Source organism: Pedobacter segetis, from assembly GCF_016623585.1.
Lineage (GTDB): Bacteria > Bacteroidota > Bacteroidia > Sphingobacteriales > Sphingobacteriaceae > Pseudopedobacter > Pseudopedobacter segetis.
On sequence record NZ_JAEHFY010000021.1, the window covers coordinates 16230 to 33512 of the forward strand.

Here is a 17283-nt window from a genome sequence, read left to right on the forward strand (position 1 = left end):
CAAATTTTCATTATTATCTTTATTCTCTGTCATAATTTTTTTTTTTGCGTTAACGATAGCAGCGGATACCTGCCTGTGGCTAATGCACTGTGCAGTATGAGCGAATAGCGTGTTTAAACGCCATGATTTCATTTCTTCTTCAATTTTGATGTGAAAAATATAACCAAAGAGTCTTTCTTAAAATGGATGTCATTCCGTTAGACAGCTGGATAATCGGAACCTCATCAAAATAAGTTTTCATTTAGCAAGTAACCTACCAATGGGATGCAGAAATAAATTCAGCATGACAAATTTTACCCTTTAGCCAATCTATTAAATATGAGGCTTTTAATAAGCCAATGCAAAAATCACTCTTTCTTTTGAAGGTTTTCCGGTTACTATACATATACCTTCTTCTTGTTTATTCTTTAATGGAATACAACGGATAGTAGCTTTTGTTTCCTCTTTTATTTTAGATTCGGTTTCTGGGGTACCATCCCAATGTGCAGCAATAAAACCACCTTTTTCTTCTAACACCTTCTTAAACTCGTTGTAAGAGTTAACCTCAGTGGTCATCTCTGCTCTATAATCAAAAGCTTTTTTATAGATGTTTTCTTGAATTTCTTCCAAAAGTTTTTCAATCACATCTACTAAACCTTCCCTAGAAATGGTTTCTTTAGTTCTGGTATCTCTTCTGGCAATTTCAATGGTGTTGTTTTCTAGGTCCCTACCACCAAACGCCAATCTAATGGGTACACCTTTCAACTCATACTCTGCAAATTTAAAACCGGGGCGTTGTGTATCCCTATTGTCATATTTAAAAGAAATACCTTTCTTTTTTAACTCATTTGTGATTATTAAAACCTGTTCAGAAATCTCGTTCAACTCCTCATCACCTTTATAAATTGGCACAATAACAACTTGTATAGGAGCTAATTTTGGGGGTAAAACCAAACCTTGATCATCTGAATGCGCCATAATGAGCGCACCCATCAAACGGGTAGAAACCCCCCAAGAGGTTGCCCAAACATGTTCTAATTTGCCCTCTTTACTGGCAAACTTTACATCAAAAGCCTTGGCGAAATTTTGGCCTAAAAAGTGCGAAGTACCTGCTTGCAGTGCCTTTCCGTCTTGCATCAGAGCTTCTATACAAAGCGTATCTAAGGCACCTGCAAAGCGTTCATTTGCGGTTTTATGCCCTTTTAACACCGGCATCGCCATCCAATTTTCGGCAAAGTCTGCGTAAACATCCAACATTTGAGATGCTTCTGCTTGTGCCTCTTCTGAAGTTGCATGGGCGGTATGCCCTTCTTGCCAAAGAAATTCTGTTGTGCGTAAAAAAAGCCTTGTCCTCATTTCCCAACGCACCACATTAGCCCATTGGTTAACCAAAATTGGTAAATCTCGGTAAGATTGGATCCATCCTTTATAGGTGTTCCAAATGATGGTTTCTGAGGTTGGCCTTACGATCAATTCTTCTTCAAGTTTGGCCTCTTCATCAACAATAATATTTCCATTACCATCGTTTTTAAGGCGATAGTGAGTTACAACAGCACATTCTGTAGCAAAGCCATCAACATGTGATGCTTCTTTAGAAAAGAAGGATTTTGGAATAAATAGTGGGAAATACGCATTGCTATGGCCGGTATCTTTAAATTTTTGGTCTAGTACGGCCTGCATTTTCTCCCAAATGGAATAACCATAAGGCTTAATTACCATACAACCCCTTACAGATGAGTGTTCTGCGAGGTCGGCTTTTGTAACTAATTCGTTATACCATTGAGAATAATCGTCAGATCTGCTAGTTAAACCTTTACTCATGTTTTATTTGGAATAATTTTTGTATTTTTATATCAATATATTTTAACAGGCTCAAAGTTATAAATTTAATGGATTAAAGCTGAAAGCCCATAAAACCTAATAGCCATGAAAAGTAAATATCAACCTTTAATTTTAGCTTCTTTATTTTTAGCTTCTTTTTTAAGTGCTTGTTCTACAAGTAAGTTAGCCTCGCAAAACAATGATGATGTTTATTTTTCTGATGTTACGGCAAATAAAATAAATTATGCTGCCGCACCAGAAAAAAATTATAAGGAGGGGTATTATAACGATAAAAATGGTTATGACCGTAATGATGATTATTATTATGACGGTTATGGGTATAACTCTAGGTTTAATTATGATTTGAATAATTATACTTGGAGGGACAGGTATTATCAACAAAATTTATTCGGATATGACCCCTATTTTGACCCTAATTATTTGGGTTTCAATAACGGTTGGAGCATAGGACTGGGCTATAACAATTATTTTAATTATGGTTGGAACAATAGTTATTTTACCAACGGTTGGAATTATTATGGTTCTTATTATGGCAATTCTCCATATTGGGGTATTTACTCTTACTATCAACCAGGTTATTTTGGGGGATATGGGAATTATTACGGTGGAAGCGGTTATTATGGATACCCTTACAACGGAAACGGAGTTGTTAAAAATTTAAGCCCTCGCCCAAGAGGTAGTTATGATAATGACAGACCGGCAGGCAGAACAATCCCTATACCTCCTTCTACAACCACGAGACCTGATTCTTATAATCCTAACAACGGTGGTAGAACAGTAGATAGCAGAGGAAACGGAACTTATAACCCTGTTTCTAGGCCTACAAGAGGGGGTTCTTCTTCAGATTCTAGATCTGGTGGATCAACGTCTCAACCTAGTAATAGACCAACCAGACCAACTTCCGCTCCTACAAGGAGTACAGATAATTCTAGATCTTCTGAACCAAGCAGCAGACCAGAAAGAGTAGAAAGGCCTTCTTCTCCACCACCATCATCTTCCTCTGATAATGGCAGGTCATCATCTGGCGGCGGTGGCAATTCATCACCAAGGCCTACAAGAGGAGGAAATTAAAAACTGTTTTAAATGAGATTTAAAAAAATATTATCGGTGGCTTTTATAGTAATAGCTGCCAAAACATCCTATGCCCAATATACAGAGGATGCCTTAAGGTTTTCACAGTTTCAAAATAGTAATACTGCAAGATTTGATGCCTTGGGCGGTTCCAAAACTGCTATTGGCGGAGATTTAAGCTCTTTATATGGAAACCCCGCCGGTTTAGGGATGTTTTCAAAATCTGAATTTAGTTTAACTCCAAGTTTAAAGTTAAGAAATAACGATATCAGTATTTCTAACCTTTCTGGCAATAGCACTAACAATACAAGCAGTAATCTAGATTTGAACAATGTTGGGGTTGTTTTTAATACCAAAACCTATAAATCAAAAGATCTAGATAAAGGTTTGGTTAGCCTTTCTTTTGGAATAGGTTATCAAAAAAGAGGAAGCTTTAGGAATGATTTTAATTATGGCGGTAAAACCAACGCCAATGGCTTAGGCGATTTTTTTGCCCAAACAGCCTCTGCAGAAAACCGTCCGCAAAATAATTTAAACAACGTGAATGGTGCCGCTTACGATTCTTTTTTAATAAACGAAGACGGAAGCAGCACCAATTACGCTGCCATTACTTCTATTAAATCTGACCAATTACAAACCGTAAATAGAACCGGGGGCAACTCTAGCGTAGATTTTTCTTTGGGAGCAAACATTAGCAATAAACTTTTTTTAGGAGCAGCCATAGGGTTAGCTTCATTTAGATATAGCTCTATTGAGACTACCAATGAAACCGGTTTATATAGACAGCCCAACACCACAAATGATTTTAATTATAATGTAGATTATACCCGTAATTTTGACACTCAGGGAACAGGCATCAATTTAAAATTGGGAGCAATTTTGCGCCCAACTAATGAGCTTAGGCTTGGTGTTTCTTTAGAGTCTCCAACTTGGTTTAGCGTAACCGATAATTATTCTGAAACCTTGTACAATAATATAGATCCAATTGAAGGAACCGTTAACTACCCTTTCGAGTATAAATTAAGAACCCCTTTAAAAGTGAACGGGGGTTTAGCTTATTTCTTCGGGAAGAACGGATTTTTGAGCGCCGATATAGGTTACGAGGATTTTTCTACCATAAATTTTAGCTCTTCTGACTCTAACCAAGATTTTAAGTCTAATAAAGAAATAAAAACCGAATATAAAAATGTAATTAACTACAGTTTGGGAGGTGAGTTGAGGGTTACCGATAATCTTTTATTAAGGGCGGGTTTTCAATCGCAAGCAAACCCATACAAAAATTTAAACAATAAAGATTATACCATTAACTCTTATTCTGCCGGTTTTGGTTATAGATTTGGTACATATTATCTTGATTTGGCATATATCAATAGCAAGAATCCGCTTTCTTACAATAATTATCAGTTAACAGGGGGCAACGCACCGCTTGCCAATATTACCACAAAAAGGAATAACGTTTCTTTGACATTTGGAGTAAGATTTTAGTTTGGTGCTTATTCCTCATTATCGTTTATACTACCTTGTACGGGTTTATTAGTTGCCGTAATTTTTGTGGGCAAAGGTGCTTTAGTATGTTTTAACCATGCCAATAAATCTTTTAAAAGCTCGTCTCGCATTTTTGGGTTTTTATTGGCCAAATTGTCTCTTTCGCCAATATCATCTTTCAAATTGTAAAGCTCAACTGCATTGTTGTGAGCTATGTTTTTGATACCGCCATTGTTTATCCATTCTTCATAGTATAACATCAGTTTCCAATCGCCCTTACGGATAACAGATACTGGTCTTGAACGGAAAATATCATCACGGCCACGAATTACCGGTTTGTTCAAATAGCCAGGAAAGTGCCAGAAAATTGCTTTTCTGGTTGTTGTCTCGCTTTTTCCCATAAATAACGGCAGTAGGTTTTCTCCGTCTAATTTTTTAGGTTTCGCATCGGCTAAAGCCAAAAAGGTTGGATAAAAATCTAAGTTGATGATAGGTGTGCTATTGAGAGTACCGGCTTTAATTTTATCTGGCCAATAAGCTATAAAAGGCTCGCGTATTCCCCCCTCATAATAACAGCCTTTGTTTCCCCTCAAAGGTTCTTGCGGAGATTCATTTATTGCACCATTATCACTGCTGAAAATCACAAGTGTGTTTTTATCTAATCCAGATTGTTTTAGAAACTTAATTACGGTACCTACCGTTTCATCAAAATCTGATGTACAGGCGGCATATAAAGCTTTGTTTTTATCCAGTCCTTTGGCCTTATATTTCTCAAGTGTTGCTGGTCTGGCTTCTTGAATGCTATGTATTGCATGATGAGCCAGATAAGCAAAAAATGGTTTGTCATCATCTTTATGTGCTTTCATGTAATTAATAGCTTCCGTGGTTAAGGTAAACATCCCTTTAGGATCATCTGGGATGTTCCATTTTTTATTGGGGTTAGATTTTCTAGCATCTATGTAAACATCAAAACCTTGAGCCAATGGGCTGGTTTGCGCCGTGGTACCCAAATGCCATTTACCAAAAATAGCTGTTTGATAACCCTCGTCTTTCAATGCCTCAGCCACGGTTACGAATGATGGCGCTAAACTTTTGGTATTATCAACAGGTACAACTTTCATCTCTTTAACAGGCCCACGTGATGTACTCCCAACCGCAAACACACCATGCCGTGGGGTATAAAGTCCGCTGATCAAGCATGCTCTGCTTGGTGCGCAGTTTCCAGCACCTGCGTAAGCATTGTTAAACACCATCCCTGCTTTTGCCAAAGCATCGATATTAGGTGTCTCTATAAATGAACTCCCGGTATAGCCGCAATCTTTATAACCAAGATCATCGGCAAATATCACTACTATGTTAGGCTTCTTAGTTTGCGCACCAACTGCTGTAGCGCTAAAAAAAACCATCAAAACAATAATAATCTTCTTCATCTATAATTTTTAAATAAGTGGTGTTTGGTCTCTAAATTGCTACTGCAAAAACTTTCTTTTAAAGATCATGGTTTTTTTTTAAAATATCAAATAACGCAAACAATAATTTTAGCCCATTATTTCTAATATCATATTTGTTTTTAATATGATAAGAATAAAAAACGTTAACCTAATTGGGTTTATTAATTTTTAAATCGCTGCTTCTTTTTAAAGGGAAATAAGGATTTGGGGTGCGGGCAGTATCCATGATATGTTTTAAATCTGCTGCAATTTGAGGATATTTTGAGCTCACATCTTTACTTTCGGAAATATCAGTTTTCAAATTATAAAGTTCTACACCTTTTGCATCAGGATCGTGGCGTACAGCTTTCCAATCTCCTTTTCTAACCGCTTGATCAGAGGTTTTGTTCTCATGAAATTCCCAATACAAAAACGGGTGCTGTTTTTGTGCCGATGTATTATCCGTTAAAGTGGGCATCAAAGAAAAGCCATCGGTAACTACTTTTTCTTTTTTTAGATCAACACCAAAAATATCGGCAAAGGTGGGCATAATATCCCAAAAAGCAGAGATTTGATTGCTTACTTGCCCCGGTTTCACAACACCTGGCCAGCTTACTATAAAAGGCTCTCTTATTCCGCCTTCGTAAACATCTCTTTTTGCACCACGCAGATCTCCATTACTTTTATGATAGGCTGGGTTTGAGCCACCTTCTTTATGCGACCCATTATCACTGCTAAACATGATTACCGTGTTTTTATCTAGGCCCTGTTTTTTAAGTTGTGCTATTACCTTGGCAACATCCCTATCAATCCTTACTACCATAGCTGCGTAAGCTGCCGCAGGATATTTTTGACTACGATAAGCACCAAAATCATTTTCTCCGTTGGTACCCTGCTTCCCCTTTGTAAAAGGGATTTCTGGAAATTTACCAACAAAACTTCTAAAGATAGAATCATCAGGTACAATCATTTCTGCATGAGGCGTAACATAGGCTAAATAAAGGAAAAAAGGTTTCCCTTTTTTTTGTTCGCTCACATATTTAATAGCTTCTTTGGTAAAAATATCGTTTGAAAAAGCTCCGTTTTTGCCACCGCTATTTTCTTTTATGTATTCTTTCTTATTGTTTCGCCATAAATAATCAGGGAATTGATAATGTGCATGTGCTTGGTTTAAAAAGCCGTACATTAGATCAAAACCTTGCTTATTTGGTGCGCCGGTAGATTCTTCCATACCCATGCCCCATTTACCTATTACCGCAGTATGGTAACCAGCCATTTTTGCTACTTCACCCAAGGTAACATCGCTAGGTAGAAGTTCTAAACCAGCTCCAAACCCATCAGGGCCAACTTCGTAATTCCCTCTAACGCGGCAATGCGCAGGGTCGCGACCGGTCATTAATGATGCTCTTGAAGGGGCGCAAACTGGGCTACCCGCATAATGTTGTGTAAAACGCATTCCGCTTTTTGCGATACTATCTATGGTAGGTGTGGCAAAATCTTTTTGCCCATAGCAGCTTAAATCACCATAGCCCATATCATCGCACAAAATATAAACTATATTGGGTTTGTTTTGGGCAATGCCATTGAGAACGTAAAAGGAGAATAGAAATATTAAAGTTAGTTTTTTCATGAGTTTATTTTTTTAATGTGCTTTTGTTATTTTATCAAAAACAAGCAAGCCTTTATTAAAATTTAACGTTGCTTGAGATTCTAATTTTATAATATCATCATTTAGAATGATCTATTTTTCGATTATAATTGAAATCTCGTTTTTAAGCGTTCAGATTTATTTCCCTACTGGTACAATTTTATAAACCCTACCCGGATTTTCTACCGCCATGTAAAGGTATCCATCGGGCGCAAGCCTTATATCCCTAACCCTGCCAATATTTTTGAACAATATTTCCTCTTCTACTACTTTATTATTTTTTAACACGCATCTATCAAGATACTCGAAACGTAAAGAACCGATCATTAAGTTATCTTCCCAACCCTTGTAAATTTTTGTGTTTACGAATGCCATACCACTTGGGGCTATGGATGGTATCCAATATTTTATAGGTGGTTCAATACCTTCTTGTTCTGTTTTGTTGGTAAAAGTTGTACCATCGTAATTAATCCCGTAAGACACAATTGACCATCCATAATTCTTTTTAGCACCAATAATATTTAGTTCATCGCCACCACGAGGCCCATGTTCATGCTCCCAAATGGTATTATCCTTAGGATTTAGGGCTAAACCTTGTGGATTTCTGTGCCCGAAAGTGTAAATAGACGGCACCACATTTTTATCGTTTACAAAAGGGTTATCTGAGGGAATACTGCCATCGGCCTTAATACGGTGAATTTTACCCAAACTGTTATCAATTAAATTTTGTGGGCTTCCTGTTTCATCACCACGGGTACCTACAGAAAAATATAAATATCCATCTGCCCCAAATGCCATCCGCCCCCCAAAATGGTGTGCTGTTGTTGCATAAGGCAATGCCACAAAAATATCTTTTTGATCTACAAGTTCATCCCCCACCAAACGGCATTGCATTATTGCTGTTGTGGCATAAGTTTTTTTATCCTCTTCTTTAAATTTGGAGTAAGAAAGATATAAGAGATTGTTTTTAGCAAAATCGGGATGTAAAACAACATCTAGAAGACCGCCCTGCCCTTTAACCCTAACGGGTGGAACGCCCTTTATCTCGGTTACTTCTTTATTTTTTGATACCCTATTAAGCGTTCCCGCCCGATCTGTTACCAAAAAGCCCCCATCTGGTAAAAAAGCCATAGACCAAGGCACCTCTCCTTTTGCGTAAACGGTATCAAGTCTAACTGTTAAATGCTTAGTTTTGAATATATTAGATTTTGGCTTATCGTCATTTGTATATTTTTTAATATTTTCAATGCCTGTTAAAATATAATCAGACAGATTAAAGATTTGCTTATCTGTAAAAGTTTTGGAAAAAGAAGGCATTCCATCATCTGGATAGCCGTTCTTTATAGCTTTGAACAAATCTTCTCTTCCGTTTCCGTATTTCCACTTCCGATCCACAAAAGCATCCATTTTTTCTCCATGGCAACCGCTACAATAATTTTTGTAATTTGCTGCTGCTTCTTTATTATCAATTAAAGATTCGGTTTTTTTTATGGGTAAATAACTTTTATTTACTTTATCTGGCCCCTTTAACATTGCCATTAAAGCAATGCCGGTAAAGGTTATACTTAGTATTTTTATCATGATTTAGATGCAAATTTTTATTTAAGGCTTATATTGAAATGTAAGTATCTGACAAAAATAATAACTAATAAATTACTTGGAATGCTTAACTTCAATTAACCAAAGCTATAAAATGTTAATATAAATACAGGTGCAGAGATCGATAAAACTTGATGGGCATTTTCGTAAATATGCCGAATTTGGTTATCTCAAAACTTTGCTAAACTTAACTCTGCATCTGCTATACTTTATTTTCAGATGATAATATTTTGTCCTTGTACCCATTTTAAATTTTTAAACTTCTTGCCCTATTATTAAGCAGACTTAAAAAAAACAAAAAAAGAAGTAATCAAAGCGTTTTAATTAATTCTCCCCTGTTAAAAAACGAATTTGACTTTTTTTATTGCTCTTTTTTGTATGAATTTTGTACTTCAAATTATAAACTAGCTTTCAGGCTAATTTCTTTAATAACCAACAATTATTGCATCAGAAAACACTATATTTTTAATTTTTTATATAAATAATTTCCATGAAAAAAGAATTACGCTTTATCCTATTATTAGTAGCGATATATCCTTCCATAGCCTTCTCACAAGAAGAACCCGAAGCCAAATTTATTACCGGCAGAAATCAATTTGTAGATTCTGTTCCTTACGCCTTAGTAAATGCGGATAAACCTCAATGGAAAATTTCTAAATACTTAACCGGGCAACATTTTGTTTATGCCAATGAGCCGGATTCTTTATATGCCGATGAACGGATAAGCCAATTTATGCGTGATAGCAAAACAGGCACCATCAGATGGCCCGGAGGAACGGTGGTACAGTTTTACCATTGGGATCATTTAACCGGTATCCCGTTTAGCAATGATAGCTGGGACCCGAATTATAACGGCGAAAAACGCTCGGGCGAAAAGTTTATGGATTTAGACGAGTACATCGCTTTTTGCCGTAAAGTAAACGCAGATCCAATGGTAGGCGTAAACATCAAATCGGGACGGCAATACAACAGGGTTGCCGAATCTTTAGACGAAGCCAAACGCCTGATTACCTATTGCAAACAAAAAAATTACCATGTAAAATTTTGGTACATCGGCAATGAAGGTTATGCCAAAGGCATCTCCTATAAAGAATACACCAAAGATATTGATGCTTACGCCGAGGTATTAAAAAGCGTTGACCCAAACATTACCATTATTGGCGATTGGAAATTTGGCCCGCTTAAAAAGAACCGGTTTGAGGAAGCGCTATACATTGCTAAAAACTCCAAACATTTAAACGTATTGGAATTCCACGAAAAATGGGGCGTAATTTGGGGGTTAAAAACCGGGCATACCGTACCACAATGGCAACAAGAGACACCTTTGTACGATGGAAGATTGGGTATGTACATACAACGTTTTAAAGACGAAATGCGCAAGGCCAACAAAGATGTTAAAATTAGCTTTAACGAATGGGGCTTAGGCACCATAGATGGCGGAAACAAATTCGATTATGCCATGGTGGCCGCCGATTACCTGATGGAAATGTTTAAAAACGATGTTTACCAAACCTGTTATTGGAATTTAAACGCGGGCGAACGCCTATCCCGGGTGTTTGATACCAATGCGGAAGGAACACAAATCTTGCAGTTAAACCCCATCAGCAAAATATTTACGCTATATGCCGATGCGCTGCAAAAAGATTATCTATACCTGGATTGTAATGAAAAATCTATCTACGGCTTTGGTGCCAAAGACCCGAAAGCAGGCAAAGTCTATCTTTACCTCCTAAATAAATCCGTTAAAGACTCGGCACTTAAATTAGGTATATTTGGTTTGGCCTCTAAAAATGCAGATTTAAAGATTGAACGATTTGTTAAGCCGGGCATCATCATTACAGAAAACTTAAAAGCCGTGGATATAAAAGAAAAAGAACTGGTTTTAAAAGCATCTTCTTTCACAAAAATAACTATTAACACTATAAATTAATTTGATTGATGACGTTTAAAAAGTCGGCATTTATTTTATTTTTTACCATTGCACAGGGCTTTTCTGCATTTTCGCAGCAGCCCAATATTCTTTTCGCCATTAGCGATGACCAATCTTTTGCACATACTTCTTATGCAGGCTGTACTTTTGTAAATACGCCCGCTTTTGACCGTTTAGCCAAAGAAGGTTGTTATTTCCCCAACGCCTATGTGGCTTCCCCGGGATGTGCACCTTCCAGAGGGGCAATTATTACCGGTCGCTATCCCTGGCAAAATGAACAGGCAGGGCAACACGCCTCTTCCTGGCCCAAAAAGTATATTCCTTTTGTTGATCTATTGCAAAAAGCCGGTTATGATATTGGCAGAACCGGAAAAGGAGTTGACCCTTTTCAGTATGCCAGAAACGAAAAAGACAGCCTTTGGAGAATGGGAAATGCCGCCGGCCCATCAGATTATGAGGTTAAATTCGATAATAAAAATGTTCTCCCGGCCAAAGGCATCAGCAATACAAATTATAGTGCCGCATTTCAGGATTTTATCAAAAATAGAAAGAATAAAAACAAGCCTTTTTTCTTTTGGTACGGCAGTCATGAACCACACCGAGGCTACGAAAAAGGATCGTGGAAACGCAATAGTAAAAAGTTGAGCGATGTGATTGTACCCTCTTTTTTGCCAGATAATGAGGTCATTCGTGGAGATTTATTGGATTATGCCGTGGAGATAGAATGGTTTGATCATCAATTGGATGAGATGATTGCCTACCTGAAAAAAATTGGCGAATACGACAATACCATCATCATCGTAACATCAGACAACGGAATGCCTTTCCCAAGAACCAAAGCCAATTGTTACGAGTACGGAATCCATGTTCCGCTGGCCATAAAGTTTGCCAAAAACTCTCCGTTTAACGGAAAAAAATATACCGAAAATGTAAGCTTAACGCAGATAGCGCCCACCGTTTTGGAGCTTTTTGGAGTAAGCAATAAAGGCATGTTGCCCCTTACCGGCAAATCTTTGATTCCTCAGTTAAAAGGAAAAGCACCGGCACAAACGGTGTTTTCATCCAGAGAAAGGCATTCTTCCTCACGTTACCTCAACTGGGGCTATCCACAAAGAGCAGTTGTGGACAAGGGTTTTTTATTGATCTGGAATATGAAACCTAACCGCTGGCCCGCAGGTGCACCGCAAAGTTATGATGCAAAAGATAGTACCCGCTTATTAAATATGTACTCGTTGGATAAAAATGGCAAATACACAGAGGGCGAAATTTTTGCTGATGTGGATGCTTCTCCCAGCAAAACCTATTTGATTGAAAACCATGCAGTGCCACAAATTATCCCTTACTTTAACATGGCTTTTGATTTTAGGCCCGAGTTTGAGCTGTACAACATCAAAACAGACCCGGATTGTATTCATAATCTGTATAACCAAACCGCTTATACTACGGTGGCTAAAAATTTATATCAAAAATTATTGAACGAGCTGCGGAAAACCAAAGACCCCAGAGTAGGCACCAAAAACCCGGAAATATTCGACAGCTATCTGCGGTATATGGATATGAGATATTTCCCTAAACCGGATAAAAATTAATCTGGATAAATTAAGATAAAAAGCCGTTTAAACATCATCAAAAAATGATTAAAAAAATTGCCCTCCTCGCTTTCCTTTTCTTTTTTGTCATTTGCTCATTCGCTTCAACTATTAAATTTAAACTGGCGAATGCTAACTCAACAGCAAATTTTTATGTAGATAAAAATACAGATAAACTGATCAAATGGGCATTGAATGATTTGGCCGGAGACATCAAAGAAATCTCGGGCAAACAGGTTAAAATCACTTACGTGGATAAATACCAAAAAAACTATGAAGGCGTATTTATCGGCACTGTTGATGATGGATTGATGAAATCTATTTCTCCAGAATCTAAAACTGCTTTGAACGGCAAATGGGAAAGCTTCCAGATTAAACAAGAAAACAAAAATTTATTGGTTGCTGGCAGTGATATAAGAGGAACCGTTTACGCCATTTTTAAAATAGCCGAAGAAATTGGCGTTTCGCCGTGGCAGTGGTGGGCTGATGTTAAACCCCTGAAGCAGAAAAAAATAGATTTGATTTTACCAGATGAAGGATGGCAGGAAAGCCCTTCGGTAAAGTTTAGGGGCATATTTTTAAACGATGAAGATTTTGGCTTACAACCCTGGGCCGCCAAAACCTTTGAACCCGAAGTTGGCGATATTGGCCCACGTACTTACGAAAAAATTTTTCAGCTGTTGCTTCGCTTAAAAGCAAACTGCATTTGGCCGGCCATGCACAAATCAACCCGTTCATTTTTTAATGTAAAGGGAAACCATGAGATGGCCGAGAAATACCATATTTATGTGGGAACTTCACATGCCGAACCCATGTTGCGAAACAATGTGGATGAGTGGGATGAAAAGAAAAATGGCGATTTCAACTATTTTACCAATAAAAACAAGGTGCAGCAGTATTGGAAACAACGGGTAGAAGAAGCTAAATCTGGCTATTACATTTACACCATGGGCATGCGGGGCATCCATGATTCTGGTATGGAAGGCGGGAAAAACAATCAGGAAAAAACGGCAATGCTAGAGCAGATCATAAAAGATCAGCGAACGTTGCTTAGCGATGTGCTTCATCAACCGGCCAATAAAATTCCACAGGTTTTTATCCCATATAAAGAAGTGCTTGATCTTTACAATAATGGGTTAGAAATACCGGATGACATTACTTTAATGTGGACGGATGATAATTATGGCTACATCAGACATTTAAGTGATGAGCAAGAACAAAAACGAAATGGCGGAAGCGGGATTTATTACCATTTGAGCTATTGGGGCCGTCCGCATGATTACCTTTGGCTTTCTACCACCCAACCCGGATTGATTTGGTACGAAATGAGCCGGGCTTACCAAAACGGCGCAAAAGATATCTGGATAGCCAATGTTGGCGATATTAAACCTGCCGAATACAACATCGAATTTTTTATGGATTTGGCCTGGAACATCAACAGCATACAAAAAAACACCATAAATGCCCATCTTAAAAATTGGGCAAAACGCGAATTTGGAGAACAGCAGGCAAAAGAAACCGCCGAAGTGATGGAAGAATATTACCGTCTGGCCATGTTGCGCAAACCAGAATTTATGGGCTGGAGCCAAACGGAGCCCAACACCAAAACAAAAGCCAGTGAATTTACCCGCTATAACCACAACGAACTGCAACGCCGCATAGATGCTTATCAGGCATTAAGCGAAAAAGTTGACGGAATTAAAGGACATTTAAACCCTGAAAAATCAGCTGCTTTTTTTGAGTTGGTTGAATATCCTGTTAAAGCATCGGCTATGATGAATTTTAAATTTCTGGAATATCAAAAGTACCTGCAAAGCAACAATAAAAATGATTTAGACAAAGCGAAAGAAGCTTATGAAGGCATTGTTTCGCTCACTGAAAAATATAATGGTTTAAATAATGGAAAGTGGAATAATATGATGCAGATGAACCCACGTGGACTTTCTGCTTACGAAATGCCCGACTTTAAACTTACAGACAGTACAAAAACAAGCTCAGCTAATTTGAATGTAGAGCCTATTGCCATCCAGACCAATCAGTTTTCTAAATCAACGGCAACGGGCATATTTAGCTGGAAAACAATTGAAGGTTTGGGCTACAGCGATAATACCGTAACATTATTCCCTTTCAAAAACCATAAGTTTGATGATCAAAAACCTTATCTCGAATATCAGTTTGAAATAAAAAAAGCCGGTAAATATGAAATAGTCATACGCTGTTTACCTACCCATGCCAACAATTTCGACTTTAAGATTGGTGTACAGGTAGATGAAAATCCGGTAAAAGATTTCACGATCAATACCCGGGGAAGAAGCGAGCAATGGAAAACAAATGTGCTCAGAAACTCGGCACAGGTAAACTATATCGCAAATTTTGAAAAGGCCGGCAAAAAAACCTTGAGAATTTATGTTAACCATACCGGTATTGTTTTAGATCAGATCGCCATCCATCCAAAAGCTTACCCGGCTTATTATGAAATCCCTAAAAGTTAAACAGTAAACCTATACCACAATTATCCGCCCCAATAATATCAAATCAAAATTAATAGAAAAGAAAAGGTGATTTAGTCTTTAAAATCTGCATACGGTACAAATCCTACTATCACTATCCATAATCCTCAACTAACTCTAATGGTAAAAAACCGATGCGGGTATTGTCTCTTTTGCCATGCCTGGTTTACTCCATTCCAAACTGATTTCATGTTTTCCAGAACCGTTGCTTGTTGTGTATAACCTAACTCGATGTAAACCGGCACCAAGATTAATACTCCCACTTTTAACAGAATTTGGGAAGTAGGCAAAATCGGCATCTACTACTACGGCATTGTTTATTTTTAATATTGCCCCGGTATTTGCAGAGACGTAAAAGGTATATCTGCCTTCTGCAGGGATTTTAATGTAACCATCAAAATAAAGACTCCCGGCTTGTTTGTTTTCCATTACGGATACATCAGGAACTGCTGTAACGCCGGAAGCATCTGGTTTTACACCCAACATTTCTGGTACCCAAGGAAAATCGCCGTTATAAGCTTTCCATAATAATCCTTTTTCTTTCGCAACTACCGCAAGTGAAGGCACCATTTCATCATCATAGGGCCTATTGGCGGTACTGTTTGGCATACGGGATTGTAGTGCAAGATCTTTAAATTTTTGTTGAAGAGCTGCCATTTCGGGATTTTTTGCCAGATTATTCCCTTCTTGTGGATCATTTACCACATCGTAAATCTCAAAATCATCGCTTTGTTCTTTGATATCATACCTTACCCCAACAAAATTACCCAAACGTAATACCTGCATCTGGTTTCTTACCCGTGAGCGGTGTGCAGGTAAAAAATCCTTGAAATTTGGTGTTTTATCTTTCTGAAAATATTCTATATAAATATTGCTAGGTCGTTGGTCTCCCTTTTTTGTTAAAGATGGGACAAGAGATACTCCATCAGTAATTGCAGGAATTGGCGAACCTGCCATATCTATAAAGGTAGGCATCCAATCATAAGAAATACTAGGGGTAGTGATATTATTGCCCGCCGGGATTTGCCCAGGCCACCTTGCAATAGTTGGCATACGTAAACCTCCCTCCCAACAATCACGCTTGATACCGTCAAAAGGACCAAAACTTTTAAAGAATGTTGGCTGTATATCCTGCTTTGGCAAGTAAGACTCTATGGAAGGGCCGTTATCCGAGGTAAATACCACCATAGTATTGTCATCGATTTTTAAATCCTTTAGCAATGCCAAAACATCACCTACTGCTTCATCAATACGGTGTACATCTGTGGCGTACCGCTTATAAACATTAGGCCAAGGTTTTTCTGGGGTTTCTTTATTGCCATCATCATCGTAAGTTGCTTTGGCATAATCTGGGTATATCCATGAATCTATTTTACCAGATGCTGTGCTGATCATTTGACCGGGCTTGCCCGTCCATTGCATACCGCCATTTAAACCTTTACCACTTGGGTAAGGTTGTGTTGGTAATTCTAGAACCGCATGAGGGGTATCATAGGCCAAATACATGAAAAAAGGTTTGTTTTTATCCTCGCCTCTCTCATGTTTTACTATCCAACGTTTTGCGGCTGCTGTCCATAAATCAGTAGTATAGCATTTATCCAAACCTGCCGTAATATCTATCCGGTTCTCATAAACTCTTTTTTTACCACGGTATAGGCCTTCTTTAGGATAATGTTCGTGGCCATCGCTATGACGAATATATCCCATATAGTAATCGAAACCACGGTTTAAGGGATGGGCAGACCAGTTTGGTTCATCATCTGCAATTCCTTGTAAGCCCCATTTTCCTATGGCCGCAGTGGTATAACCGCTTTTCTTTAATGCTACCGCCATGTTTAAGTTGTTCTCTAAAGCTTTATCAAACTGGTTATCCCTAACGTTCACTTCGCCCTGGCTTCTTCCCGAAATAATAGATGCTCTGGAAGGGGCACAAACAGGAGCAGCAGCATAACTTTGAGAAAGCAAAGCTCCCTGCCCGGCCATTTTATCGAGGTTTGGTGTAAACTGCCTGGGAATACCCGATTTAAGATCAAGAGCAAGCTGGTTTTGGTAAAAAACACCCAAATCGCCATAACCTAAATCATCCGTAAGGATAAAAATAATATTGGGTTTTTGTGTTGCTTTTGAGGTTTTGGTAGTTTGTGCGTTTGCTATTACTGTAGAGGCGAGCAATAAAATTAAAGGAGCTGTTTTAAACATT

At 38.0% G+C, this 17283-nt stretch carries 10 protein-coding genes; 5 read left to right on the forward strand and 5 right to left on the reverse strand.

All coding sequences use genetic code 11. The features are described from left to right. Positions 1 to 327 precede the first annotated feature (327 nt). Positions 328 to 1800, reverse strand: coding sequence for a proline--tRNA ligase (gene proS / locus I5M32_RS13865; RefSeq protein ID WP_200587391.1), 1473 nt, complete (start codon positions 1798 to 1800; stop codon positions 328 to 330). Between the two features lie 105 nt (positions 1801 to 1905). Between proS and I5M32_RS13870 the strand changes: the two genes are divergently transcribed. Then, the gene (locus tag I5M32_RS13870) at positions 1906 to 2892 is read left to right on the forward strand and encodes a hypothetical protein (RefSeq protein ID WP_200587393.1); all 987 of its coding nucleotides are present in this window, start codon (positions 1906 to 1908) and stop codon (positions 2890 to 2892) included. A gap of 12 nt (positions 2893 to 2904) precedes the next feature. Further along, positions 2905 to 4377 (forward strand): OmpP1/FadL family transporter, encoded by a 1473-nt coding sequence (locus I5M32_RS13875; protein ID WP_200587395.1) that lies wholly within the window; start codon positions 2905 to 2907, stop codon positions 4375 to 4377. Positions 4378 to 4385: 8 nt separating this feature from the next. On the opposite strand, the gene I5M32_RS13880 is transcribed toward I5M32_RS13875, so the two are convergent. The 3 genes from I5M32_RS13880 to I5M32_RS13890 form a co-directional block, all read right to left on the reverse strand. Beyond that, a complete protein-coding gene (locus tag I5M32_RS13880; protein WP_200587397.1) occupies positions 4386 to 5807 on the reverse strand; it encodes a sulfatase in 1422 nt (473 codons plus the stop codon). A 169-nt stretch (positions 5808 to 5976) separates the two neighbouring features. Beyond that, a complete protein-coding gene (locus I5M32_RS13885; protein ID WP_200587399.1) occupies positions 5977 to 7437 on the reverse strand; it encodes an arylsulfatase in 1461 nt (486 codons plus the stop codon). Between the two features lie 156 nt (positions 7438 to 7593). Then, positions 7594 to 9036 carry a PQQ-dependent sugar dehydrogenase gene (locus I5M32_RS13890; protein WP_234461964.1) on the reverse strand — a complete coding sequence of 481 codons (1443 nt, stop codon included), beginning with the start codon at positions 9034 to 9036 and terminating at the stop codon, positions 7594 to 7596. 508 nt (positions 9037 to 9544) lie between these two features. On the opposite strand from I5M32_RS13890, the gene I5M32_RS13895 reads away from it, so the two are divergent. The 3 genes from I5M32_RS13895 to I5M32_RS13905 are packed head-to-tail and all read left to right on the forward strand — an operon-like array spanning position 9545 to position 15065. Next, on the forward strand, positions 9545 to 10984 hold the full coding sequence (locus I5M32_RS13895) for a hypothetical protein (RefSeq protein ID WP_200587401.1): 1440 nt from the start codon (positions 9545 to 9547) through the stop codon (positions 10982 to 10984). Between the two features lie 8 nt (positions 10985 to 10992). Then, the gene (locus I5M32_RS13900) at positions 10993 to 12573 is read left to right on the forward strand and encodes a sulfatase family protein (RefSeq protein ID WP_200587403.1); all 1581 of its coding nucleotides are present in this window, start codon (positions 10993 to 10995) and stop codon (positions 12571 to 12573) included. 44 nt (positions 12574 to 12617) lie between these two features. Next, the gene (locus I5M32_RS13905) at positions 12618 to 15065 is read left to right on the forward strand and encodes a glycosyl hydrolase 115 family protein (RefSeq protein ID WP_200587405.1); all 2448 of its coding nucleotides are present in this window, start codon (positions 12618 to 12620) and stop codon (positions 15063 to 15065) included. Between the two features lie 135 nt (positions 15066 to 15200). On the opposite strand, the gene I5M32_RS13910 is transcribed toward I5M32_RS13905, so the two are convergent. Next, positions 15201 to 17282: a sulfatase-like hydrolase/transferase gene (locus I5M32_RS13910; RefSeq protein WP_200587407.1), complete on the reverse strand. Its 2082-nt coding sequence runs from the start codon at positions 17280 to 17282 to the stop codon at positions 15201 to 15203. Between the last annotated feature and the right edge of the window lies 1 nt (position 17283).